The organism is Proteus terrae subsp. cibarius, assembly GCF_011045835.1.
GTDB lineage: Bacteria > Pseudomonadota > Gammaproteobacteria > Enterobacterales > Enterobacteriaceae > Proteus > Proteus cibarius.
In genome coordinates this window covers 463,976-489,626 of sequence record NZ_CP047349.1, presented here as the reverse complement: position 1 = coordinate 489,626, position 25,651 = coordinate 463,976, and the positions used below count along the sequence as shown (strand labels likewise).

Below are 25,651 nucleotides of genomic sequence, written 5' to 3'. Positions count from 1 at the left end.
TCCTTCCATCATTTTTAACCCTATTAAGATTGGGAGAACAGATGGACAAACGTTTTGTTCAGGCCCACAAAGAAGCCCTTTGGGCCCTAATTTTAACTTTTATGTATTTGTTGGGTTGGTTAATTACCGGCTATTTACCTGATAACACACTAGGCATTACTGGTTTACCTCTTTGGTTTGAGCTTTCATGCTTATTCCTACCTGTTTTGTTTTTTCTGTTGTGCTATCTGATGGTGCGCTACTTTTTCAAAGATATGCCGTTAGGAGATGAGCATGACGATGCAAACTGAGGTCATAGTGCCACTGATTGGCTACCTTCTGCTGGTCTTTCTGTTATCAGCTTATGCTTATCGTAAGCGCGAAAAAGGCGAGTTTCTTAACGAATATTTTCTGGGTAACCGCTCAATGGGTGGCTTCGTGCTAGCCATGACTATCACAGCAACTTATGTCAGTGCCAGCTCCTTTATTGGTGGGCCGGGTGCTGCCTATAAATACGGTATCGGTTGGGTATTACTTTCGATGATCCAACTTCCCGCAATTTGGCTCTCTCTGGGTGTTTTAGGGAAAAAATTTGCCATTTTAGCGCGCCGTTATAATGCCGTAACCTTAAACGATATGCTCTATGCGCGTTACAAAAGCCGTTTTCTAGTCTGGTTTGCCAGTTTAAGTCTGTTAGTCGCTTTTGTCGGCGCCATGACAGTGCAATTTATTGGTGGAGCGCGTTTATTAGAAACTGCAGCAGGCATTCCTTATGAATTCGGCTTACTGATCTTTGGGATCTCCATTGCGTTGTACACTGCAATTGGTGGATTTAGAGCTAGCGTATTAAACGATGCCTTACAAGGCCTTGTGATGCTGCTTGGTACCTTTATTCTCCTGTTTGCCATTATCTATAAAGCTGGTGGATTAGATATTGCGATACAAAAACTCAATGCCATCGATCCTGCGTTAACATCTCCCCAAGGGGCGGATGGTATTTTAAGTGGCCCATTTATGGCTTCATTTTGGGTACTGGTCTGTTTTGGTGTTATCGGCTTGCCACATACTGCGGTACGTTGCATCTCTTACAAAGACAGTAAAGCCATGCATAAAGGGATCATCATTGGTACCATTGTGATGTCACTACTGATGTTTGGTATGCACTTTGCTGGCGCATTAGGTCGGGCGATCATTCCTGATCTGACGGTTCCTGATCAAGTTATTCCAACACTGATGGTTGAAGTATTACCACCTATTGCAGCAGGTATTTTTCTTGCGGCACCGATGGCTGCCATTATGTCGACGATTAATGCGCAACTGTTACAATCATCAGCAACGTTAGTCAAAGATCTCTATCTCAATATCGCACCGCATGCGATCACGAATGAAAAACGTATTTCTCGTTTATCAAGCCTTTCGACCTTGATTTTAGGTGTGTTACTGCTGTTTGCAGCATGGAACCCACCATCGATGATTATTTGGCTTAACTTACTTGCTTTTGGTGGCCTACAAGCGGTTTTCTTATGGCCTTTAGTTCTTGGGCTTTATTGGGAAAAAGCCAACCGTTATGGTGCGATTGCGGGCATGATCACAGGTGCCACACTCTACGCTACCCTTGCGACATTTAATATCCAGATAGCTGGATTCCACCCCATTGTTCCATCACTGTTATTGAGCTTAGTCGCGTTTCTTGTGGCTAATCGATTTGGGGAGCATACTCTGCCCCAATCAGCATCATTACAGTGAATTCGTTTTTAAAGAGACTAATTATGCCTTGGATACAATTAAGACTTAATGCAACCGCCGCTAATGCAGAAGCTATTGGTGATGAATTGGTTGAAAGCGGTGCCGTTTCAGTGACTTTCCAAGATAGTCACGATACCCCTATTTTTGAACCTTTACCGGGTGAAACTCGTCTTTGGGGTGATACTGACGTTATCGGTTTATATGATGCAGAAACTGACATGAAAATCGTTGTGGCGATGTTAGAAAATACGCCATTACTCGGTCAAGGTTTCCTGCACAAAATTGAACAACTCGAAGATAAAGATTGGGAACGTGAATGGATGGATAATTTCCACCCAATGCGTTTTGGCGAGCGTTTATGGATTTGTCCAAGCTGGCGTGAAGTGCCTGATCCTAACGCCGTTAACGTCATGCTAGACCCTGGTCTTGCATTTGGTACAGGTACCCACCCTACCACCTCATTATGCCTTCAGTGGCTTGATGGTTTAGATTTAGCGGGTAAAACAGTTATCGACTTCGGTTGTGGCTCTGGCATATTAGCTATTGCGGCATTAAAACTGGGTGCAGCAAAAGCGATTGGTATTGATATCGACCCTCAAGCTATCCAAGCAAGTCGTGATAATGCACAGCGTAATGGTGTTTCTGACGCACTCACACTGTATCTTGCAAAAGACCAGCCTGATAACCTCAGCGCTGATGTTGTAGTCGCCAATATTTTAGCAGGTCCATTGCGTGAACTAGCACCTGTTATCAGCACACTACCTCGCCAAGGTGGACATCTAGGTCTTTCAGGGGTGTTAGCGACACAAGCAGAAGGTGTAGCTGCTGCCTATGAAGGATTATTTAACTTAGATCCTGTTGCTGAAAAAGAAGAGTGGTGTCGTATTACCGGTGTGAAAAAATAACGCCGAACAAATATTAACCAAAATGAGATGATCTCATTGCGTTAAAATTTCGCTTAATTATTGTTTATCAGGCATTAATCACATTTTTGCCTGATAAACTCTACTTAGTTTCACTTGTTTATCAATTCTATATCATCAATTTTTAATTTTCTAAAAACACATAACATTATGTTTTTATTGATTAAATAATCAATTCATAAAAAATCAAGTGTAAAAAAGTAACTTTTTTTCGCAATTTGGTTAAACTTTGTCCTTTCATATCTGGCAAAAAATGCGTAATATACGCGCCCTTGCAGTCACAGTTTGGCCCTCTTTTCATCTATGCGAATCGGACAGTATCAGTTAAAAAATTGCCTTATCGCGGCTCCCATGGCTGGCGTTACAGACCGACCTTTTCGGTCGCTTTGCTATGATATGGGTGCGGGTATGACAGTTTCTGAAATGCTTTCTTCCAATCCTCAGGTTTGGCAGACAGACAAGTCTCGATTACGAATGGTACATAGTGATGAATTGGGGATCCGCTCCGTACAAATTGCAGGAAGTGATCCCGTTGATATGGCGGCAGCTGCGAAAATAAACGCAGATAGTGGCGCTCAAATTATCGACATTAACATGGGTTGCCCTGCAAAAAAGGTGAATAAAAAGCTAGCCGGTTCAGCACTACTTCGTCATCCCGACCTTGTCGCAGAGATCCTCTCTGCTGTGGTTAACGCGGTAGATGTTCCTGTTACTCTCAAGATCCGTACTGGCTGGTCACCTGATGAACGTAACTGTGTAGAGATTGCCAAATTGGCTGAACGTTGTGGTATTCAGGCTCTCACTATTCATGGACGTACACGCGAGTGTTTGTTCAAAGGGGAAGCCGAATACGACAGTATTCGGACAGTTAAGCAGAGTGTTTCTATTCCCATTATTGCGAATGGAGACATAACAGACCCGCTAAAAGCCAGAGCAGTATTAGACTACACTGGAGCCGATGCTTTGATGATCGGTCGCGCTGCTCAGGGAAGACCCTGGATCTTTCGGGAAATCCAGCACTATCTGGACACAGGTGAACTGTTGCCCCCTCTGCCGATTGCAGAGGTACAACAAATAATGCAAAAGCATGTGCGTGAGTTGCACGACTTTTACGGTCAAGGCAAAGGAACTCGCATTGCACGCAAGCATGTCTCTTGGTATCTCAAGGAACATGCCCCTGATGACCAGTTTCGGCGCTCCTTCAACGCCATAGAGGATGCCAGCGAACAGCTGGAGGCGTTGGAAGCATATTTCGAAAATTTTTTGCGTAAATAAATAAAAGAGCTGACAGAACTATGTTCGAACAACGCGTAAATTCAGACGTACTAACAGTTGCCACCGTAAATTCACAAGATCAGGTGACCCAAAAACCTTTACGTGACTCAGTTAAACAAGCACTGAAGAACTATTTTGCTCAATTAAACGGTCAAGACGTTAATGACTTATATGAGCTAGTATTGGCTGAAGTTGAACAGCCATTGTTGGACATGGTAATGCAGTACACCCGTGGCAACCAAACGCGTGCAGCGCAAATGATGGGCATTAACCGCGGCACACTGCGTAAGAAACTGAAAAAATACGGCATGAACTGATCCTAGTCAGTTAGGTCTATTTTTATAAAAAGCCTTTTCTGGTTTTCCAGGAAAGGCTTTTTTGTTGCTTTTTTTTCACACTTTCTCTATAAAGTTAATGAACATGTTACCAAATATGGTAACATGCCACTGTGTTACCAAATATGGTAACATGATATTTATCCCATCAAATAATAAGAGCCAAAAGATGAATAAAGACATCGTAAGTGTCATTACAGGCGATATCATTGATTCTAAAAATATCCCCATCCAAAGCTATGATCTTATGCTCTACACTTTGGAGCAAACAGTTCAGCTACTCTCAGAACAGTTACCAATTAAATATGATCGATACCGCGGCGATTCTTTCCAGATTGTTTGCTTACAAGCAGAAGATGCTATCAAAGCCGCCATCGTCATCCAATTGGCACTAAAAACGTTAAATCTAGAAATCAGTGCTCGTCAAAGTATTGGCATCGGCAAAATTGACTCATTGCGTAATGATGTAAGAACTTCAATTGGTGAGGCCTTTATTTTATCTGGCGAAGGACTCGATAAAATGAAAGGTGAAATTTTGACAATATCGGCATCTAGCTCAGATTTTCAACAAAACATTACCTTAGTCACTAAGTATTTAAATGTACAACTCAAAGAAATTACTCGAGCACAAGCGCAAGTTTTACTTAAATACATGGTCAATAAAGATAAATCTCACTATGCTATCGCTGATGAATTAAAAAAATCGAGAAGTAATATTACTAGATTATTAAATGCTAGCCACTACCAGTTAATAGATGAATATATTCAATACGTTAATTATTTAATTAACAAGGCTTATTGATGAGTTACTTAAGAAATGGACACCTGTCGCAGAAGAAGGCTCAACGCTCATTTCTGCTGGTCAATCTATTGGTTATTTGGAAAGAATACTTATTTTAACCTTCATTCTTTTAAACCAATTTGCAGCAATTGGTTTTTTATTAGCAGCCAAATCTATATTTAGATTTGGTGAATTACAAAATGACCAAGATAAAAAACTAACAGAATATGTTATGTTAGGTACGCTTATTAGCTTTAGCATCTCTATCCTTCTCGGGCTTGCCACGACATACTTAGTAACTCAATTACCCATAGGCAAATAACCCTTCAGTTGTTTGAAATGAACGTTATATTCTCTGATGGGAACCCTGCTGGAAATGACTGACAACGAATTCGTTTTGATAGCACTCCTTCTAAAAACCCTGTCAGATTTTCTGCAATAAATTCTACTTCAGAGGCTCTGGATGGAATAATTGCTATTGTCCATAAACTGCTATCATTGGATGAAACAACCCAAAACAGAGTATCTCCATTATCTGTCACTCCAATAGGCAAAAGTCCATTATCTTTAGGGTACAGATGAAAAGTATAATAATCAGGATCAGCCTGTATTAACGAATCAAAATCCTTAAGGATTGCCTCTTTTTGCTGAAAGAAATTAAGATATTCATTCTCACTAAATGGATTAAATAACGTAATAAAGTTGGCTATGTGCCCTGAACCATATTGCATGACAAATTCAATATAGTCTTGAGGAAAGGTGTATCGATTATCAATAAGCAGCCATTCCTTATCTTCTCCTCGTTCTATCGGACATAAAGGTATTGGTAGCCACTGATTTAATGTTGTTAACATTCTATCCTCTCTGATTTGATTTCCATTTTATCGCTCAATTTATGGTATTTTATCTTTACCTTATTTTTATCATAACTTCGCTAATTTCTATCACTCTAGATACGTGATAAAAATCCGATACCAACAAGACGATAATCATGACAACACCTTCACATACCATTACATTTATTGATAGCGCTTACCCTAAACCTCATAACATTGAAGAATTTGTCTGGTCTGGGCGATTAGATAAACATGGCCAACTTTGGTTTGATCTGCATCTTAGAAGTGCCAGCTACTATTTAAGTGAAGGTAAGGATTATCCTGATGATATAGATGAAGATGAGCTAGATGATGAGGAAGAATATACCAGCCTTGTTGATTGGCAATCTAGGATTGTCTGGGATAATTATCATCGTTGCACTCTCTCTTCAACATTTTGGTCAGATGAAAAAGGTATTTTACTGAGTACAGGCGAAGTTCCTTTTGATTTTGACAATTTTATCACGCACCAATTTAATCTTGATACTGCACCACAAATAAATCATTCTGAAGACGACGATGAGCCAACAGAAATCTCCGCATTCAGTATTTATTTATTAGGACATGATGAATGTAAAAATCATCAAATTCACTTCCAACGTCAACAAGATAACACTTATCACATTAATTGGAGTGGAAAAATCGCACTAACTTATGGTGGATTTGATGAGTTTATCCATCAATTTATTGCAAGATTAGAAAATATTTCTTTTGATGGTTTTTACTTCCCTAAATCATGGGATTTAGATAAAGCGAAGGTTGAATTTAAAAAAGTGCTTTCTCATTTTGAACACTATGAATTCACATTAATTAACCCCAAAAGCCAAATAAAACAGTGGAAATTGAGTTATATAGGTGAGACTCAATCATAAATCTAATTATTTTTAATTCTAATATCAACATTCTATTTAGATAAACATTTCTTTAATAAAAAGCAATGTTTATCTCTATCAAATAATTATAAATAGCACTTTATACTTCGCCCTTACGTTTGAACAAAAAACACCTAGTCGTATATTTAATATAAAACACTCATATAAAGACCATCTAAATAAGAAACACTTACACTAAATAAATATTCCGATATTCTTATTTGCATTCTTCAATTATCATTTTCCGATAATTAATCTTATAAACTCTCCACTGAATTAAATTCCCTCCCCCCGAAAATAAGCAAGAATAGTCTTAAAGAAATTATTTTTCTTGAGATTGTTCTTAAATACTTAATTATAATATTTAATTTTTTTCACTCTGTAATATTACTCAATTTTTTACTTTTATTTTTCAGACTAAGCCTCCCATTTTATTTTATTTATTTATTTATTAATAAAGAGAACAGTATTTATAAAATGGTTGTTTCGCCTTGATTTTATTGTTATTTTTGTTTTTATTTCCACTTTTTAATTAATTATATTTAGTCTTACTTTTCATATTTCACAAGAATTTTGTTTTATTTTATTGTTTTTTATTTTATCAAAAATAAACAAATTAGGTTAAATCTAGCAATATTAACTTAACGCAAAACCAAATTAATTTAACTTGAAGATCACAATACCATCAAAAAAGTAAGAATATGTGTGAGTAATATCACAAAGTTTGTTTTTTAGTGGGGTTTGTTTTTTATTATTCAATATTTTACACTCAATCCGAGTAATTAAGGTTTCAATCAAATTTCATTATAAAATCAAATCAAAAATATCATTTAATTAGGATGTGTTAATGAACCATATTTATAAATTAATTTGGTGCATGGCAAGTAATTGCTTTATTGTTGTTTCTGAATTAGCTAAAGGTAACAAAAAAGCATATCTTGTACCAAAAAAAAATCTCTTTTGTCTGTAGCATTAATTAGTATATTACCAGTTTCAACTTCTTTTGCAGTTGAAAATGAAGTTCCATTAAATATTTCGGGGAAAAATCAACAGGTAGTTAACACATCTAAAATTAGCAATGTTAATATTATCAATAATATTACAATAGAAAAAATCGGTAATGGCAAGCATGCGATTGAAGCAGTTATTGATAATACGACATCGACAGGAAATATTTCAATAAAAAACACTGGAAACCTGAAAACAAATGGTAACCATGCTTTTGGTATTTTTGCTGAAAATAAAGATGTGGGGGATATAAAGATTGAACACTCGGGAAATATATCCACAAATGGACTAGCAAGTCATGGTATTTATGCCAAAAGTGATGCAGACGGTGCCTCACAAAAAATAAATATTGATGTGAAAAAATCAAACATTATGATTAATGACTCTTTAGCCACTAATGATAATGAAATTGCATATCATGTCTATGCTGAGCAAGATAATATCCAGTCTGGCGATGTCAATATTAATGTTAGCGATAGTAAATTATCAGGTATTAGTGGCGATTATGGCTCTACTGCAGTTTATATTAAATCCAAATCAGATAAAGGTAACCTGCTTGCTACATTAAATAATACAGATATTTCATTGGATGGCTTCAATGCGGATGGCGTTCACTTAGTGAATTTAAGTGATACATCTGCAGGAGACATTACCATAGAAACTAACTCTGGAAGTATTGTTAGCAAAAATTCAGAGGGTAACGTTGAATATAATTATGCTCTTTTTGGTAACCAAAAAGGTAAAAATGCCACAGGTGATATTCGTATAACAAATAATGCAACAAATATCACAACAGGAAGTAAAGATAATGATAATGGCCGAGGTGCGATAGGTATACATGCGCTATTCGATAGCCAAACTGCAAGCGGTGATATTGTTATTGATAACAAAGGAAATATTAATACGCTAGCAAAAGGTGATATGAATAATGGTATTTATACAAATAACGCAGGAACAGGTAATATCCTTATAAGTAATACAGGAAATATCACAACGAATGGAACAGCATCAAGTGCAATTCATTCACAGCAAGATAATGTTCAAGCTAAAAAAGACAGTGTGAACCAAATTAGTAACTCAGGGAAATTAGAAACTCTGGGAAATTATTCTAGTGGAATTACCTTAATCAAAAAAAATGCAGGAAAAGTACTTGTTAATAATGAAGGTGATGCTGTAATCAACGGAAGCTTCTCCCATGGCATCTATTTGGATACTCAAGGTGGAGATATTCAAGTTCAGTCATCTAAAGGGGATATTACAACAAGTGGTGATACTTCCCATGGTATTTTTGTAAATAATAAATCAGCTGCTGATAATACGTTAGTTATTAATAATAGTTCGAATATTTCAACAACGGGAGCAAGAACAGGTAGTAATAATTCTGCGGCTGCAATCCGTGTGACACAGGAAGGTGATGGAAAAATAAACCTCACTAACTCAGGAAATATTTCAACAAAAGGTATTGAAGCAAGAAATATCTATATTAATGCACTTGGCAATTCAGCTGTTGAAGTAAATAACAGTGGTTCATTAACATCCGAAAATAGCTCGGCAGTAGGTATTTATAGCCAAGGTGATGTGTTAATCACAAATACCGGAAATATTTCTGCAAAAAACAAGGCAGATAGTAAACAAGAAGTCTCAGGTCATGGTATCGAAGGTATTTCAAGAACGGGTAATATTAATATCCAGCATTTAGCTGGAGATATCACTGTTGAAAATAATGCACAAAATCAACAATCTCATGGAATTGTAGCTGGGGGTGGCACAAATACAGAGGTTGCTCGTAGTGCTGATATTCTTATTGGAAGTAAAGCGAATATTGATGCAACACAAGGGAACTCTGCTGTTTTCTTAAAAACCGTAAAAGAAGGTTCGGTTAATATAAACCAAGGAGCCACAGTTAAAGGTGGTAACGATGCTGGTGTTCATTTTGAGGTAGAAAATGGCGGTGCTGGTGATTATGCCATCAATAATGCCGGTTTTATTAGTGCAAAAAGTGATAAAGCGATTAATGTGGTTGGCTCTGATGCAAATAGCCAGTTATCTCTAACTAATAGTGGCACCCTCCAAGGTGTTGTGAACGCCAATAATAAAACTGCACTTAATTTAGAAAACACAGGAACCTTTTTAGTTCGCAATCAAAATAATGAAACTAAAAATGTTGCTATTTCTCACTTTAATAATGGCACTATCAATAATACTGGCACAATTAAACTTTTAGCCGTTGATGGTATTAACAGTAATACTACTGGGGAATATGTTCCTCATGGCACATTAAGTAGTGCCAGTTCAGGAATTGTTCATGGACAATTATTAGGCGTTAAGGACTTCAATCATAGTGGTGTACTTGACTTAACCGGCGCTGGGTTATCGGGTAATAGTTTTGTGATAAGTGGTGGCCAAGTCGCAGGACAAAATGGAAATGGAACTTTCACAACCAATGGCGGCACCCTAAAAATGGCGACAACTTTGAATGAAGGGGGGCAAGAAAGCCGTAGTGATGTTTTAGTGGTTGATAACCTGAAAAAAGGTAATGACGCTACTAAAATTGACATCGTCATTGCTTCCGGAAGTAAAGAAATCGCCACTAAAGAAAATGGGATTCAACTCGTTAAAACATTAGGGACGCAAGATGCGGATGCATTTGAATTAGCGGGGCCAGTCACTTATGGTCGATATGAATACTTGTTATATGATGGAGATGCATCTGGAGTCAATGATGGTTATTACTTACGTAATCAATTGAAAAAAACCGATGAAAAAATACCTAACCCAAACGTAGGGGCTTATCTAGGTAACCAATACGCTGCTGCGAATATGTTTAATCAAAATATTCTAGATAGGCGTGATAATGTTCAAGCTCCAGATCAAACAGTATGGGCTAGAATTAATTACAATCAGGTTAAAACCGATCATATTCGTGATACTCAAGAGCTCCAGATTGATAGTACCTTGTTACAAATAGGAGCCGATTTCTACCGCGATGAAGAAAAAGGTCGAGTCGCAGGTGCCTATGTTGGTTATGGGTACAGTGATGTAGAAAACCGTTCCCGCTTAACTGGAACAAAGGCTGAAGGTGATGTAAAAGGTGTACAACTTGGGGCGTATTATAGTTGGATGCCAGAAAAAGATAATGGCCCTTATGTTGATGTTTGGGGACATTTTGCCCATTACAACAATAAACTAAAAGGACAGGCTCAGAAAAACCAAGATAGAAAATATGATAGCTATGGTTTTGCGGTGTCTACAGAAGGAGGATATTCCTTTATTGTTGAAGAAAATGATGTCAATAAATGGGTACTCAAGCCACATGTACAGTTAACGTATAACTATATTGATGCGGATGACTTTACCGATCATAACAATACTCGTTTTAGTCATAATAAGAGTGAAGGTGTTCAAACTCGATTAGGTGCTCGTTTTTATGGTAATAAACAGCAACCAAAAGGGTTATTACCATTTGTTGAAGCTAACTGGTTATACAACGGAATGGATAATGAAGTGGTTTTAAATGGTGACAAAGAAAGTAGTGACATCGGTAAAAATATTGGTGAATTAAAAATAGGCTTACAAGGAAATGTGAATGACTCATCAAGCTTATTTATTCATTTTAATGTTCAAAAAGGCTCACATGATTACCAACAAATAGGTGGGCAAATTGGTTATAACTATAACTGGTAAATAGTTCGTTCTGAATAGAGCATCATTTTATATTGGAGCTTCCTACTAAATAGGAAGCTCTTTTTGTTTTATAATTAGAACTTAGCTAAAATTAGTCTTGTTTCTTTTATAAAATAAAAGACAATTTTGTATCAAAATAATTATTCCACTTCAATTTTCTTCTCTTTTGTTGATTTGGCTATCGAGCATTAAAAGTAGGACTAATAAACCAATGAATAGTCTTAATTGATGCCAATAATAATGACAGGCTAATGGTGATAACAGTGAGAGCTAATACCATTGGAAATGTAAGTGATAAATGGAAAAAAACTATTCCTTGTAAGAGGATAAAGCAAATGATGGGATGAATTAAATAAATGCCTAACGCATTATTGGCAATAGAGGCATGTTTTGGAGTTGTCGGTGCAACGGAGATAATCCCTGCACTTAAAATAACACCAATCAATAAAGAGATAATATATGTTATTAAATTTACGATTAATATATTTAACTCTAATTTTTTTATAAAAAAAGAATTAACATAAGAATAATAATAAAGTATATATAGTGATAACATGCTTAATAAAACAATAACAAGTAGAGGTTTACCTTTAAATTTAGCTATGGTTCGTTGGTCTACTAAATAAGCGATAATAAAAAATGGGAAATATTGTACTATAGCAAAAAAAGTAGATAATTTGTTTTCATAACCTTTAGTTAGATAAGATAACAGTACACTCACAAATAAAATAGATAATAATATTAGTTTATTATTTTTTATATAGGAAGGTAACAGTAGGAAAAAAGCTTGCCAAATTGGTGTCGCTAGAAAGAACCAGACACCATTTTGAGGAAAAATAAGGTAAGTGTTAAGATCGAATTGCCCTGAGTAATAGAGGGGTATCATATCAATAGTTTGAAAAGTACCATAAATTACTAAAGCAGCTAATAAATTATTACGCCAACTTTCCCATGTTCCTTTTTTACTGATAAAAGCAACAATAAAAACAAACATAGGAATTAATGTTAAATCGAATACATTAATCAATAATGAAAAGTCATGTATCTGACTTTGTTTCAAATAAAAACTAAAAACAATAAGAGAACTTAATATCAATTTTAATGTAGGCCAATGGGGTTGTTTAATTTCGTCCGTACTCAACATTAACTTACCTTGGTTATTTATATTCTTTTATATAGAATAATAAACCAATTTACAGATTCCTGCTAACATTAATATAAACGAAACTAAATACTCTCTAGATAAAACGACTTAAGAAATAATTGATAAAGTTGGTGTTCGAAAATATATTACTCAGAACCTAACTCAATATCCTATCGATAATGCCCGTTTCAACTTAAAGCAATCTCATTTTATCAATAGCATTGATGTTTTTTTTAATTATCAGGCAATAAAATCTTTACTGTTACCATTTGTTTATATAAATATTGTCTATACAATAGGCAATATTTATGTTTATCAGGGAATTACAATGACTGCCTTACCAAGAAAAAAAACATGGCAGATTGTCCTCACTATTATTTTAGTTGGGATAAACTTACGCCCATTCTTAACTGGCCCCGGCCCTGTTATTGACAATATTATTGCCTCAACAGGAATGAGTTATAGTCAAGTCTCATTACTCACACTATTACCCATGCTTTTAATGGGAATAGGCGCATTAATCGTTCCCTTCTTACAACCTTATATTCAAGTACGTAAAGGGCTTTTAGTCGCAATGCTAATGCTTCTGATGGGCTCCTTTTCTAGAGCCTATGTTTCTGATGGCAATCAACTATTACTGACGGCACTCTTTTGTGGTTTAAGTGTCGCCTATATTCAAGCGGTATTTCCCGGCATTATTAAAGGGTGGTTTGGAAATCGAACTCCTATCATGATGGGATTATATTCCGCAATGCTAATGGGGGGAGGTGCACTTGGGGCGCAATTATCTCCCCTTCTTACTGAGAATTATGGCCATTGGCAAAGTGCTTTAGCGTGGTTTGCGCTTCCCGCAGGATTTGCATTTATCGCGATCCTTTTTTCTATTAAAAATAGCGCCACTTCCGCCAATAAAATATCACTAAATACCTTAATTTGGCGTCCTAGAACAGGATTACTTATTTTAGGATTTGGTTGTGTTAATGCAGGTTATGCCTCTGTTGTGACATGGTTGGCACCATTCTACCAATCATTAGGAATGCCAAGTGCCCAAAGTGGCTCACTTGTTGCTATTCTTTCTCTTTTCCAAGCCTCTGCCGCTTTAATTATTCCTTTCTTGGCGGCTAAAAATCACGACAGGCGTTTTTGGCTTACGATAACATTAATAAGCCAATTTATTGGTTTTGTCGCGGTTATGGTTATTCCGATGAGTGCCCCTTATCTTTGGAGTATATTCTTAGGCTGTGGTTTGGGGGGATGTTTTTCCATGATGATGATTGTCGCTCTCGATCATATTCCTGATCCGGCACAAGCAGGTGCTCTATCAGCATTAATGCAAGGTGGTGGCTTTATTATTGCTGCTTTCGGCCCATTAGTTGCAGTGCTATTACGCCAGCCTGATGGAAGCTTTACTTATGCATGGGCATTTCATGCCATTTTAGTGATTGTGACTATAGGATTATTTGCACGATTAAATCCTCGTCATTATGCGAAAGCTTATCCCGCTAATCATCCTACTCAATAACGCCCTATATTTAAGACTCATATAAAATAAGCGCCTTACTACAAATAAGGCGCTTATCAAAGATAATAATTTAATACTACTTATGGAGATAATTAAGCAACGATATGTGTTCCAGTTTCACCTTTTAAGGCTGAAGCTAATTTTTCTGGCGTTGTGATAATCACTCTTTTTCCGCCAGCAGCTAAAAATGAGAGACTGGCTTCAATTTTAGGAAGCATACTGCCCGGAGGGAAATGCCCTTCATGCATATATTGTGTCATTTCTTCAACCGACGTTTCGCCTAATGCTTTCTGTTCTGGTTTGCCGAAATGAATACAGACTTTTTCAACGCCCGTTGTGATAATAAGAATATCTGCATGTAATTCTTTTGCGAGCAATGTTGATGACAGATCTTTATCAATAACCGCATCAACACTTTGGTAATTGCCGTGCTCATTTTTGATAACTGGTATACCGCCACCGCCTACTGCAATCACAACATAGCCACACTCTGACAGTGATTTAATTGCCTTAGATTCAATAACATGCTGTGGAATTGGAGAGGCAACAACACGGCGATAACCACGACCAGAATCTTCAACGAAATGCCATTGAGGATTTTCTTGCTTTAATTGCACCATCTCTTGTTCTGAGAAAAATGCACCAATAGGTTTTGTTGGAGAAACAAAATTTGGATCGTTTTTATCAACTTCAACTTGTGTGATAAGAGTGATCGCTTGTTTATTTTGTTGAACACGAAGCTTATTCGTTAATGCTTGTTGTATTAAATAACCAATACCACCTTGTGTATCTGCAACACAGTTGGCTAATGGCGTTAACGGTAAACCTTCTTGCACATGTGCCACTTCTGCGCGACGTAAATCAAGCCCGACTTGTGGCCCATTACCATGTGTTAAAACAATATTATACCCTTCAGCCACCATATCACTAATATGGGATGCAACCTCTTGTACTGCTTGTTCTTGATGAGCGATAGACTGGCTAGCATTGTCTTTAATAATACTGTTGCCTCCAATGGCAACAACAACGAGTTCTTTCATATTTCACTCTCAATTATATTATTGGCAATTAAAGTAGAAATAACACACCTCTACTCTTAGAGGTTGGGTTGATAAGGTCACCATATTCGCTAACCATTTTCCCCATTTTTATTTTTAATGAGATAAACATTATTGTGTTGAACAATATCTATTCATTAATTGCGCAGGATAATAGCAGAGAATGTAAAGAAAACATCTATTACTCAACGTTTCTCTTATTTAATTTCTATAAATGCAATGCACAAAGAAGGGAATGAAAGGCGTTATCAAACACATCAATAGCGCCTTATTCAATACAAGTGGGCGGGATAGTTAGTCCTTTTTTATTTTGCTATTTGATAAACATCAGGCATATCAGTAATTAGCATATCAACACCCCATTGCTCATAATCTTTCACTTCTTCAGGATCATTTGGGGTATAACAATAAATTTCATAGCCTGCTTGTTTTAACAATTGCGCTTGTTCTTGCGTAAGGTATTTGTAATTACAATGCACACTAAAACCATCAATCGCTTTTAGCGTTTCTAGCGCATTATCAGGGATCTCATCCCATAATTGCCCTCTACGAATAAAAGGCAGATATCGTTTCATAACAATAAGTGCATGTGTATCAAAAGAAGAAAATAGAATTTGCTCATTAGGAATATCTGCACTTTTTATCATGTCAGAAACCGCTAAACATAAACGATCAACATCATCATCGGGCCACGTTTTCAGCTCAATATTAAGCTTTGTTCCTGAACGCTTAATGAGTTGTAATCCTTGTCTTAAAGAAGGAATTTTCTCACCTTGATAGAGTGAACTAAACCAACTTCCTGCATCAAGGCGATGTAAATCATCTAAGGTATGAAAACGCACAGCACCTTGCCCATTCGTGCAACGATTAACTGTTTTATCATGAATAAGCACAGGAACATGATCCGCGGTTAATTGCACATCCGTTTCAATCCATTCGCACCCGAAATCAATCGCCATTTTAAATGCAGCCAGTGTATTTTCAGGGGCTTTTCCAGAAAAACCTCGGTGAGCAGCTATCTTCATTTCTCTCTCCTTTTCATTTGTGCCGACATCATGACAACCATTTATGACAGCAATTTGACAGTCATACCATCAATATATCTTCATTTAATTGTCACCCTTTTGTCATAAATAACATCTAGGGTAATTCGCAGATTAGATTGCACCTTTAACTCTCGATTAAAAAGGAAATTCTGCATGTCGATAAAATCAATAACAGGTCTTGCTGTTGCGATGGCGTTATTTACTTCTCCTACACACGCAAAAACACAAATTGAATGGTGGCATGCAATGGGAGGTGCACTTGGTCAGAAAGTCAATCAAATCGCCTCTGATTTTAACGCCAGTCAATCTGAATATGAGATAAAACCTGTTTATAAAGGCACTTATGCTGAAACGATGACCAGTGCAGTGGCTTCATTTCGCGCTAAAAACCAACCTGCTATTGTACAAGTATTTGAAGTGGGTACAGCCAGTATGATGGGAGCTAAAAAAGCCGTTTTTCCTGTTTATCAATTAATGGAAAAAACTAACGAACCTTTTGATCCTAATAGTTATTTATCAACTGTCACGGGTTACTACACCACCAGTGACGGCAAAATGATGTCGTTGCCATTTAATAGTTCAACACCGGTGCTTTATTACAATAAAACACTCTTTAAAAAAGCGGGTATAGAACAGCCACCTAAGACATGGAAAGAGATGGAAGCTGTTTCTCAAAAACTGCTCGATTCTGGTGTTAAATGCGGATTTACTACTACATGGCAATCGTGGACACAAATCGAAAACTTTGGTGCTCGCAATAACTTACCTATTGCTACCCAAAATAATGGTTTTGATGGCTTTGATACTACTTTCCTATTTAATAAGGCACCTTTCGTCGCTCATATTCAACAAATGGCAGATTGGTCGAAATCCGGTATTTTCAAATATGGCGGACGCCAATCAGATGCAATGCCTCTATTTTATACTCAAGAGTGTGCAATGGTGATGGAATCATCTGCGGGCTTTGCTGGTATTAAAGAGAACATGAAAGGTCTTGATATTGGTGTTAGCCAATTACCTTACGACGATACTCTTGTACAAAAACCAGCAAATACCATTATTGGCGGAGCATCATTATGGGTTATGTCTGGGCGTCCAGATGCCGAATATAACGGTGTTGCCAAATTTTTCACCTATCTTTCAAGCCCTGAAGTTCAAGCCGATTGGCACCAAGCAACGGGTTATTTACCCGTCACTAAAGCAGCTTATGCGTTAACACAGCAACAGGGTTTTTATCAGCAAAATCCAGGAGCTGACACCGCAATATTACAAATGACAACCTCAGAGCCTACCGCAAACTCAAAAGGATTACGCTTTGGTAATTTCCTACAAACTCGAGAAATCGTTGATGAAGAGTTAGAGAAAGTGTGGTCAGGAAAACAAAGTGCTCAAGTTGCATTAGATAATGCAGTTACACGTGGAAATGAGCAGCTACGCCGTTTTGAACGTACTCAACAATAGTCACTTGTATTAGGCGAGCAAAATAGCTCGCCTTCTGTTTTTATCGATTTACTGGATATTGTATGGCTTCTCAATCCATTTATTTCAAACAAAAATGGCTACCTTTAGCGCTGATTTTTCCTCAATTAGCTATCACGCTTATCTTTTTTATTTGGCCTGCTGGGCAAGCTTTCTTTCAGTCATTTCAATTAGAAGATGCATTTGGGCTGAGTCGAGAATTTGTTGGTTTTGAAAATTTTCAGCGACTTTTTAGCAATAGTTATTACTTTGATAGTTTGATCACGACGCTTATTTTCAGTACCAGTGTTGTATTTTTATCTATGTTATCAGCGCTGGTTTTGGCGGGTATTGCCGAACAAATTTTACGGGGCAAGCTTTTCTATCGCACCATTTTAATTTCACCCTATGCCATTGCTCCAGTTATTGCAGGCTTTCTTTGGTTATTTATGCTTGATCCCACAATTGGCGTATTAAGCCAACAATTAAAGAAAATCGGCATTAACTGGGATCCGGTACTGAATACACATCATGCTATGTGGATGGTGATTTTAACGGCGACATGGAAACAAGTGAGTTATAACTTTCTGTTTTTTCTCGCCGCATTACAATCTGTGCCTAAATCGCTTTTAGAAGCAGCCGCTATCGATGGTAGTGGCCCGATTAAGCGATTTATAACGATCAGTTTTCCTTTAATTTCTCCTACCACCTTTTTCTTACTCGTGGTTAATTTTGCTTATGCCTTCTTTGATACTTTCGCCATTATTCACGCGATGACGCAAGGTGGCCCCGGAAGTAGCACATCAACACTGGTTTATAAGGTCTATAACGATGGTTTTGTGGGGTTAGATTTAGGCTCTTCCGCCGCACAATCTGTTATTTTGATGTTTATTGTCGCGATATTAACCATTATTCAATTTCGCTATGTTGAGAAAAAGGTGGCTTACTGATGGTTGAACGTAGACCTTTATTTCATGCTTTTTGCCACTTTATTCTTATTGTCGGCATTCTTTCTGTTGCGTTCCCTGTCTGGATTGCACTTGTGGCAACAACACATCAAAACACCGAATTTGCTACTGGCTCTCCTCTTTGGTTTGGTGCTGAAGGCTTCAATATTTTTAAATCGATATTTTCACAAGCAGGCACTACGCAAAATAGCGCTATTTCAATTAATAGCATGTTATTGAATTCATTGATTATGGCGTTAGTGATCACCATCGGGAAATTAACAATCTCAATTTTATCGGCATACGCCGTCGTTTTCTTTCGTTTTCCAGGAAGAATGTTGGCCTTTTGGACTATCTTTTTTACGTTAATGCTACCTGTTGAAGTTCGCATTATGCCTACATTTGAGGTTGTCACTAATCTCAATATGTTGAACTCTTATACAGGTTTAACCATTCCATTAATTGCCAGTGCCACAGCCACCTTTTTATTTCGCCAATTCTTTCTTACCATCACTCCTGAATTAATTGAAGCCGCTAAAATTGATGGCGCAGGCCCTATTAAATTCTTTTTCACCATCTTACTTCCTCTTTCTCGCACCAATATCGCAGCCCTATTTGTCATCACTTTTATTTATGGCTGGAACCAATATCTTTGGCCAATGTTGATCACAACAGATACTCACTACTACACCATTGTCATGGGCATTAAACAGATGGTTGCGGTTTCTGATGGTGTTGTTGAGTGGAATAAGATTATGGCAACTACGTTAATTGCAATGTTGCCTCCCGTCCTTATTGTCATTTTGATGCAAAAAGCCTTTGTAAAAGGCTTTATTGATACGGAGAAATAACATGACAACCGTCACTCTCACAAATTTAGAAAAATGTTATCCAAATGGTCATCAAGCTATTTCAAAATTAAATCTTTCTATTGAGCAAGGTGAAATGGTGGTATTAGTCGGCCCAAGCGGTTGTGGTAAATCGACTTTACTGCGAATGATTGCGGGGTTAGAAAACATTACACAAGGTGATTTATTTATTGATAATTTACGAGTTAATGAGTATGAACCTAGTGAACGTGATATCGCCATGGTGTTTCAAAACTATGCTCTTTATCCTCATATGTCGGTTTATAACAACATGGCCTATGGTTTACGTAATCGAAAAACACCCAAAGCAAAGATTGAAGAACTCGTTACCAATGCCGCCCAAATGCTGGAAATCAGCCATTTACTTGATAGAAAACCCAAAGAGCTTTCAGGGGGACAACGCCAACGTGTGGCTATGGGAAGAGCCATCGTTCGTGATCCTAAAGTCTTTTTATTTGATGAACCTCTTTCTAACCTTGATGCAAAACTACGGGTACAGATGCGTTTGGAGATCAAAAAATTACAGCGGAAACTCTCCACAACCTCTATTTATGTGACGCACGATCAAGTAGAAGCGATGACATTAGCCGATAAGTTAGTGGTTCTAAATCAAGGAATTATAGAGCAAGTAGGCACACCATTAGATATTTATGAAAATCCGGCCTCCGTGTTTGTGGCCACTTTTATGGGCTCGCCAGCAATGAATATCTTAGATACTCCGATTAATTATGGTGTGATTGAAATCGCTGATGGGCATATTGCCGTTTCATCTCAGCATTTTCCTTATCAAGCCATTAAATTGGGTTTACGTCCTGAACATTTGATTATTAGCCATCAACATCCTCTTTTTCATGTTGATGTGGAGTTTATTGAAGCACTGGGTGCAGATGTTTTAATTTATGCCACTACTTGTGATAAACAGAAACAACCTCTCGTTATTCGTGCGCCAAACGATCATGGGGTAGAAATTGGTAATAAAATAGGTCTTACCATTCACCCAGAAAATATCCATTTCTTTAATGAACAATCGGGGAAGCGTATTAATCGCCCTTTTATGCTCATCAATGAATTAATGGTGTCATAAAGCGATGATATCGCTTTATTCACTTTCGGTTTAATCTGAATAGCGATGTTTTGAACATTGCTATTTATTTAATATTAAAGCAATAAATGTTAAAAATATAAATTTTGTCAGAATTAAAAGAATAAAACACACACGAATATCAATAATTTTCTAATATTATTCTAAATAAAAGAAAAGCAGTCTCACTTACCGTTAAAGTATGTAAAATCAAAGAGCTTATAGATTATTTAATTAGTAAAAATTATCTTCCATATAAACTATCACTATAAATTCCCTTAAATTTAAAGAAGTTAAATTGATTTATTTATTTTTAGCGAACATTAAGATAAGAAAAAACAATATATTCTTGTTGAAAATAGAAAAAATAAATATTGAGGTAATATTCTTCTTATAAAATGGTTATATTGCACCAATAGATAAGCACTGCTATTCTTTTGCGCGAAATTGATCTGCAATTATATAAACTGCCAAGCAGAAAAGGACTTAATTAAAAAATGAAAATTAAATTACTTGCTACAGTGATGGTATCAGCGGCACTACTCTCAGGTTGTCAAAACCTCAATACCGATATGCTGACAAAATCAGGGACCCAACTTTTCCAAGCAGCGACATTAAGCGACGATGATATCAAAGCGCTAACGAATGATGCTTGTAAAGAGATGGATGCTCAAAATAAAGTTGCACCTGCAAATAGTACTTATACTAAACGCTTAAATAACATCGCTAAAGCGTTAGGTAATGAAGTTAATGGCACCCCTGTCAATTACAAAGTTTACATGACTAAAGATGTAAACGCATGGGCTATGGCTAACGGCTGTGTCCGCGTTTATAGTGGCTTAATGGATATGATGACTGATAACGAAGTTGAAGGCGTTTTAGGTCATGAAATGGGTCACGTTGCTTTAGGTCATACTCGTAAAGCCATCCAAGTTGCACATGCAACGGTTGCAGCTCGTACAGCGGCGGCATCTGCAGGTGGTGTAGCTGCAAAATTAAGCAGCTCCCAGTTAGCTGAAATGGGCGAAAAGCTGGTTAATGCTCAGTTCTCTCAACATCAAGAAACTGAAGCGGATAATTTCTCTTATGATTTGCTAACAAAACGTGGTGTTAATACAGCAGGATTGGTTACAGGCTTTGAGAAGCTCGCTAAATTAGGTGGCGGTGATTCAAGTATGTTTGATTCTCATCCACCATCAAAAGAGCGTGCGGATAATATCCGTAATCGCATCGCTAAAGATAAAAAATAATTATCTTGCCCCTATACCTCATGGTATGGGGGTTTTCTTTTCGAGTTTATCTGTTACGAACGGCGAAAACGACCCACAACATCGGCCAGAAAGCGTTTAATTGCCATCCGCTCCTGCTGGTCATATTGCTCAAATAACGCAGACCATTTTGCTTGAGATTGTTGATGTAACACCTCATGAGCATGAAAAAGACGCTCTCCCTCAGCTGTTAAGATAAAAAATATTTCTTTTTGATTATCTGCCAACTTTATTTTTTCAATAGCTCCCTTCTTTTGTAGCCGACTACAAATTTTTGAGACAGCCCCTCGTGTCATAGACATATATTCACTGATGGTTGTGAGATTTCTCATACTCTCTTCACCAATACAATGGATCACATGCAATTCTGTAAGTGAATAATTATCTAACCCATTCTCTTCTAATACTTTTTTATGGTTACTATCAGCACGCTCATCTTTAAGATGTAAAAAATCACTTAACCCTTTTAGTAAATCTTGTATTGTGACATTTTCTTTTGTCATTTTGTTTCCTTGGAAAAAATATTTAAAAAATAGTATCAAAAGTATTTACAACAATCAAAATATCGCTATTATCTATTTTGTTTCCATGGAAACAAAATAGATAATAAGAGGCAATGTAATGAAATTATCAATCCGCAGTTTGTTTTATCTCATTTGTTTTAGCGCACTATTAGGCTCTTTAGCACAAAATATTTATACCCCTGTACTTCCCTTGATCCAACAGCAATTTAATACCACGTTATCACTGGTTAATTTAACGGTATCTGCATTTACTTTTGCGATGGCTGTTATGCAACTATTTTATGGTTCATTGATTGATAAATGGGGAAGAAAACCGGTTTTACTCAGTGGATTAGCAATTTCTATTGTCGGTGCATTGGGTTGTGTTTGGTCTGACTCTATAAACTTATTAATTTTTTGGCGTGTGATCCAAGCTATTGGTATCGCCACTATTCCCGTGGTTGCCGCTACTATTCTTGGCGATCTTTATCAAGGAAACGATCGCGCTAAAGCAATGGGATCGTATCAAATGCTATTAGCGTTAGCGCCTGCCTGTGGCCCTTTATTAGGAGGATATTTAGCACAACACTATCAATACCAAGGTATTTTTATTTTCTTGGCGGTTGTCGGTGCCATATTACTTATTACTCATCTCTTTTATTTACCTGAAACACGTCCTGAACAGAAGGAAACCTTTAAAAGCTTATCTGCAATGCAACAAGTACTCACCGCGCCTGCGGGTAAATCTGTGTTTGTCATGAGTTTTATGGTGTTTTATAACTATTTTTGCCTTTTGGTATTTTTACCTTTGATTGCCTTTCATCTCTATCAGTTAAACAGTACTGAAATTGGTGGATTATATGTACCAATGTCGATTGCGCTTATTTTAGGTAGCTATCTCTATCGTAAAGTTTGCCATCTATTTAGTGTTGAATATGGAGTGATATTCACCTCTTGTATCAATTTGATTATGTTGGCGTTATTTGCACTATTTTGGCAAATCTCATTACCTGTCATGCTTAGCTTAACTGTGTTATATGGGCTTTCTTTAGGCTTAACCATGCCAACACACACGACATTATTAGCAAGTTATTTTGGCTCGATGAGAGCAACTGCAATGGGGATTTATAACTTTATTCGTTATTGTGGAATGGCTGCTGGCCCTATGATTTCGGTCTATTTTGTGACTGACAATAATTATGAGTACGTCTTTTACTCTTGTGTGATCTTCACGAGTTTGGCATTGTGTTTCACCATTAAGACCTTAATGTCTTCATTAAAAGAAAAAAAACAAGCTGCAAACTAACAGGATACTTAATGAAACTGACCATTGAAAAACTGACGCAATTTTCTGAACAAGACCGTATTGATTTAGGGAAAATTTGGCAGGATGCACGTTATCAATCAGCCCTAAAAAACGAGATCAACAACGAGAATATACTCTTTGTGGCGAGATTTAATGAGCGATTATTAGCTGCCTGTTGGGTTAAATTATCAGGTGAAAAAGCGGTGATCACAGATTTTATGGTGAGAGAGGTTACTCGTCGTCGCGGTGTTGGGCATTATTTACTGACACAATGCTTATCTGCTTATCCTGATATTCACCATTGGCAGGCAATAGGCTTATCAGCGGAAGAAAGCGGGTATGATATTGCACATGCTTTTTTAGCACATCATCAATTTAGTGCATCACCACAAGATCGTATTTACACCCTAACTATTTGACAGTGTTCTTACTCTAAATAATTCAAGGTATGAACGAGTCGCTAGGAGCATATATAAGTATGTGACTAGTGCGAGTGAGTGTAGTCAACAACGCTACAACTTGAAGTATGACAAGTAACTACAACTTGAATAGACACAAACAGATATCAAGGTGTAGCTAGGCGCCAAATGAACGAGTCGCTAGGAGCATACATAAGTATGTGACTAGTGCGAGTGAGTGTAGTCAACAACGCTACAACTTGAAGTATGACGAGTAACTACAACTTGAATAGACACAAACAGATACTCTAAATAATTCAAGGTGTAGCTAGGCGACAAATGAACGAGTCGCTAGGAGCATACATAAGTATGTGACTAGTGCGAGTGAGTGTAGTCAACAACGCTACAACTTGAAGTATGACGAGTAGTATAAAGTCTAGCCACATTATAAGCCGTCTCACTCAAATTCTTTTGCGCATTATGAAGTGCATCAGCCAGTGTAGAAACACCCGGTACAATAGAAAAAACAGCATCAATACCCTGCTGATGAACTACATCATAATCAGGTAAATAGCCACCGACCAAAGCAATAACGGGAAGGTGATATTTTTTTGCGAGCAAAGCAACGCCTGTTGGCGTTTTACCTTGTGCCGATTGGCTATCCATTCGACCTTCACCCGTTATTACCAAATCCGCATCAATTAACTGTTTTTCTAATTCAACAGCGTTAGCTACCAATTCAACACCTTGCGAAAGTGTTGCTTGCGTAAATGCAAGCAAAGGTAAAGCTAATCCTCCTGCCGCACCACTTCCTGCAATATTGATAAGGCTACGTTGCGTCATTTTCTCAAGATAAGTACCAAAATGGTGTAATGCATTATCAAGTTGCGCAATATCGTCTTTGGTCGCTCCTTTTTGAGGACCAAAAATAGCGGATGCCCCTTTTTCTCCACACAACGGATTTGTTACATCGCAGGCAATCTCAATTTCAATATTTTTTAGTTTAGGATTAAGAGTCGTGATATCAATAGAGTGAAGTTGTGCTAATGCCAGTCCACCAAAAGGCAAAGATGTGCCAAACTTATCTTTAAGGCCTAGACCGAGCGCTTGCATCATTCCTGCACCTGCATCATTTGTGGCACTGCCACCTAATCCCAATATGATTTTTTTAACACCCATTTCAAGTGCAGCATTAATTAATTCACCCGTACCATAACTGGTCGTTAAATTGGGATCGCGTTGAGATGAAGAAATAAGATGAAGACCAGAAGCTTGTGCCATTTCAATCACGGCAGTGGTGTTATCCCCTAAAAGCCCCCAAATTGCAGTTACTTGTTTACCTAACGGCGAACACACTGGTGTCGATATAAAACGGCCTTGCGTTGCATCCACCAGCGATGTCACCGTTCCTTCGCCACCATCCGCCATAGGAATACAACAATATTGCGCATTGGGTAAATAACGTGAAAAACCCTGTTTTATTGCCATCGCAACATCTTTCGCACTTAAACTTTCTTTAAAAGAATCAGGGGCGATAACTATTTTCACGTTTTTTCTCCAAGCAATAAAAAAG

Annotated in this window: 23 protein-coding genes; 17 read left to right on the top strand and 6 right to left on the bottom strand. The window is 37.3% G+C overall.

Annotation, left to right across the window (positions count from 1 at the left end; genetic code table 11):
- Positions 1 to 41 precede the first annotated feature (41 nt).
- The 6 genes from GTH25_RS02360 to GTH25_RS02335 all read left to right on the top strand — a co-directional run bounded on the left by GTH25_RS02360 (position 42) and on the right by GTH25_RS02335 (position 5,060).
- A complete protein-coding gene (locus GTH25_RS02360; RefSeq protein ID WP_075671499.1) occupies positions 42 to 290 on the top strand; it encodes a YhdT family protein in 249 nt (82 codons plus the stop codon).
- Positions 280 to 1,725, top strand: coding sequence for a sodium/pantothenate symporter (panF, locus tag GTH25_RS02355; RefSeq protein ID WP_075671511.1), 1,446 nt, complete (start codon positions 280 to 282; stop codon positions 1,723 to 1,725). The genes GTH25_RS02360 and panF overlap by 11 nt, the downstream gene beginning before the upstream one ends.
- A 23-nt stretch (positions 1,726 to 1,748) precedes the next feature.
- Positions 1,749 to 2,630 (top strand): 50S ribosomal protein L11 methyltransferase, encoded by an 882-nt coding sequence (gene prmA, locus GTH25_RS02350; RefSeq protein ID WP_023582902.1) that lies wholly within the window; start codon positions 1,749 to 1,751, stop codon positions 2,628 to 2,630.
- Positions 2,631 to 2,951: 321 nt separating this feature from the next.
- Positions 2,952 to 3,923, top strand: coding sequence for a tRNA dihydrouridine synthase DusB (gene dusB, locus GTH25_RS02345; protein ID WP_069368388.1), 972 nt, complete (start codon positions 2,952 to 2,954; stop codon positions 3,921 to 3,923).
- 20 nt (positions 3,924 to 3,943) lie between these two features.
- Entirely contained in the window at positions 3,944 to 4,240 is a 297-nt protein-coding gene (gene fis, locus GTH25_RS02340) for a DNA-binding transcriptional regulator Fis (protein ID WP_004245342.1), read from the top strand.
- 187 nt (positions 4,241 to 4,427) lie between these two features.
- Positions 4,428 to 5,060, top strand: a complete 633-nt coding sequence (locus tag GTH25_RS02335) for a hypothetical protein (protein ID WP_164530306.1) — start codon at positions 4,428 to 4,430, stop codon at positions 5,058 to 5,060.
- Positions 5,061 to 5,365: 305 nt separating this feature from the next.
- Here GTH25_RS02335 and GTH25_RS02330 read toward each other — a convergent pair whose 3' ends face one another.
- Positions 5,366 to 5,893: an SMI1/KNR4 family protein gene (locus GTH25_RS02330; protein WP_164530305.1), complete on the bottom strand. Its 528-nt coding sequence runs from the start codon at positions 5,891 to 5,893 to the stop codon at positions 5,366 to 5,368.
- Between the two features lie 137 nt (positions 5,894 to 6,030).
- On the opposite strand from GTH25_RS02330, the gene GTH25_RS02325 reads away from it, so the two are divergent.
- The 3 genes from GTH25_RS02325 (at position 6,031) to GTH25_RS02315 (ending at position 11,478) form a co-directional block, all read left to right on the top strand.
- The gene (locus GTH25_RS02325; protein WP_099660020.1) at positions 6,031 to 6,786 is read left to right on the top strand and encodes a hypothetical protein; all 756 of its coding nucleotides are present in this window, start codon (positions 6,031 to 6,033) and stop codon (positions 6,784 to 6,786) included.
- A gap of 847 nt (positions 6,787 to 7,633) precedes the next feature.
- Positions 7,634 to 7,756, top strand: a complete 123-nt coding sequence (locus GTH25_RS19325) for an ESPR domain-containing protein (RefSeq protein WP_164530304.1) — start codon at positions 7,634 to 7,636, stop codon at positions 7,754 to 7,756.
- Positions 7,747 to 11,478, top strand: a complete 3,732-nt coding sequence (locus GTH25_RS02315) for an autotransporter outer membrane beta-barrel domain-containing protein (RefSeq protein WP_164530303.1) — start codon at positions 7,747 to 7,749, stop codon at positions 11,476 to 11,478. The genes GTH25_RS19325 and GTH25_RS02315 overlap by 10 nt, the downstream gene beginning before the upstream one ends.
- 178 nt (positions 11,479 to 11,656) lie before the next feature.
- On the opposite strand, the gene GTH25_RS02310 is transcribed toward GTH25_RS02315, so the two are convergent.
- A complete protein-coding gene (locus tag GTH25_RS02310; protein WP_075674176.1) occupies positions 11,657 to 12,622 on the bottom strand; it encodes an acetyltransferase in 966 nt (321 codons plus the stop codon).
- 328 nt (positions 12,623 to 12,950) lie between these two features.
- On the opposite strand from GTH25_RS02310, the gene GTH25_RS02305 reads away from it, so the two are divergent.
- A complete protein-coding gene (locus GTH25_RS02305; RefSeq protein ID WP_164530302.1) occupies positions 12,951 to 14,144 on the top strand; it encodes a cyanate transporter in 1,194 nt (397 codons plus the stop codon).
- A gap of 92 nt (positions 14,145 to 14,236) precedes the next feature.
- Here GTH25_RS02305 and GTH25_RS02300 read toward each other — a convergent pair whose 3' ends face one another.
- A complete protein-coding gene (locus GTH25_RS02300) occupies positions 14,237 to 15,184 on the bottom strand; it encodes a carbamate kinase family protein (RefSeq protein ID WP_075674174.1) in 948 nt (315 codons plus the stop codon).
- A 323-nt stretch (positions 15,185 to 15,507) separates the two neighbouring features.
- Entirely contained in the window at positions 15,508 to 16,227 is a 720-nt protein-coding gene (locus tag GTH25_RS02295) for a glycerophosphoryl diester phosphodiesterase (protein WP_075674173.1), read from the bottom strand.
- A gap of 174 nt (positions 16,228 to 16,401) precedes the next feature.
- Here GTH25_RS02295 and ugpB point away from each other — a divergent pair, with 174 nt between their 5' ends.
- From ugpB to loiP, 5 genes are all read left to right on the top strand, one after another.
- A complete protein-coding gene (gene ugpB, locus GTH25_RS02290) occupies positions 16,402 to 17,709 on the top strand; it encodes a sn-glycerol-3-phosphate ABC transporter substrate-binding protein UgpB (RefSeq protein ID WP_075674172.1) in 1,308 nt (435 codons plus the stop codon).
- A gap of 62 nt (positions 17,710 to 17,771) precedes the next feature.
- Positions 17,772 to 18,656, top strand: coding sequence for a sn-glycerol-3-phosphate ABC transporter permease UgpA (gene ugpA, locus GTH25_RS02285; protein WP_075674171.1), 885 nt, complete (start codon positions 17,772 to 17,774; stop codon positions 18,654 to 18,656).
- Positions 18,656 to 19,504 (top strand): sn-glycerol-3-phosphate ABC transporter permease UgpE, encoded by an 849-nt coding sequence (gene ugpE / locus GTH25_RS02280; protein ID WP_075674170.1) that lies wholly within the window; start codon positions 18,656 to 18,658, stop codon positions 19,502 to 19,504. The genes ugpA and ugpE overlap by 1 nt, the downstream gene beginning before the upstream one ends.
- A gap of 1 nt (position 19,505) precedes the next feature.
- The gene (ugpC, locus tag GTH25_RS02275) at positions 19,506 to 20,606 is read left to right on the top strand and encodes a sn-glycerol-3-phosphate ABC transporter ATP-binding protein UgpC (protein ID WP_164530301.1); all 1,101 of its coding nucleotides are present in this window, start codon (positions 19,506 to 19,508) and stop codon (positions 20,604 to 20,606) included.
- Positions 20,607 to 21,100: 494 nt separating this feature from the next.
- Positions 21,101 to 21,853, top strand: coding sequence for a metalloprotease LoiP (loiP, locus tag GTH25_RS02270; protein WP_075674168.1), 753 nt, complete (start codon positions 21,101 to 21,103; stop codon positions 21,851 to 21,853).
- Positions 21,854 to 21,906: 53 nt separating this feature from the next.
- Here the strand turns inward: loiP and GTH25_RS02265 are convergent, their stop codons facing one another.
- Positions 21,907 to 22,374 carry a MarR family winged helix-turn-helix transcriptional regulator gene (locus tag GTH25_RS02265; protein ID WP_164530300.1) on the bottom strand — a complete coding sequence of 156 codons (468 nt, stop codon included), beginning with the start codon at positions 22,372 to 22,374 and terminating at the stop codon, positions 21,907 to 21,909.
- 118 nt (positions 22,375 to 22,492) lie between these two features.
- Between GTH25_RS02265 and GTH25_RS02260 the strand changes: the two genes are divergently transcribed.
- Complete coding sequence (locus tag GTH25_RS02260) at positions 22,493 to 23,680, top strand: MFS transporter (RefSeq protein WP_164530299.1); 1,188 nt, start codon at positions 22,493 to 22,495, stop codon at positions 23,678 to 23,680.
- Between the two features lie 11 nt (positions 23,681 to 23,691).
- Positions 23,692 to 24,099: an aspartate 1-decarboxylase autocleavage activator PanM gene (gene panM / locus GTH25_RS02255; protein ID WP_075674165.1), complete on the top strand. Its 408-nt coding sequence runs from the start codon at positions 23,692 to 23,694 to the stop codon at positions 24,097 to 24,099.
- Between the two features lie 354 nt (positions 24,100 to 24,453).
- Here panM and GTH25_RS02250 read toward each other — a convergent pair whose 3' ends face one another.
- A complete protein-coding gene (locus tag GTH25_RS02250) occupies positions 24,454 to 25,626 on the bottom strand; it encodes a glycerate kinase (RefSeq protein WP_075674345.1) in 1,173 nt (390 codons plus the stop codon).
- Positions 25,627 to 25,651 lie beyond the last annotated feature (25 nt).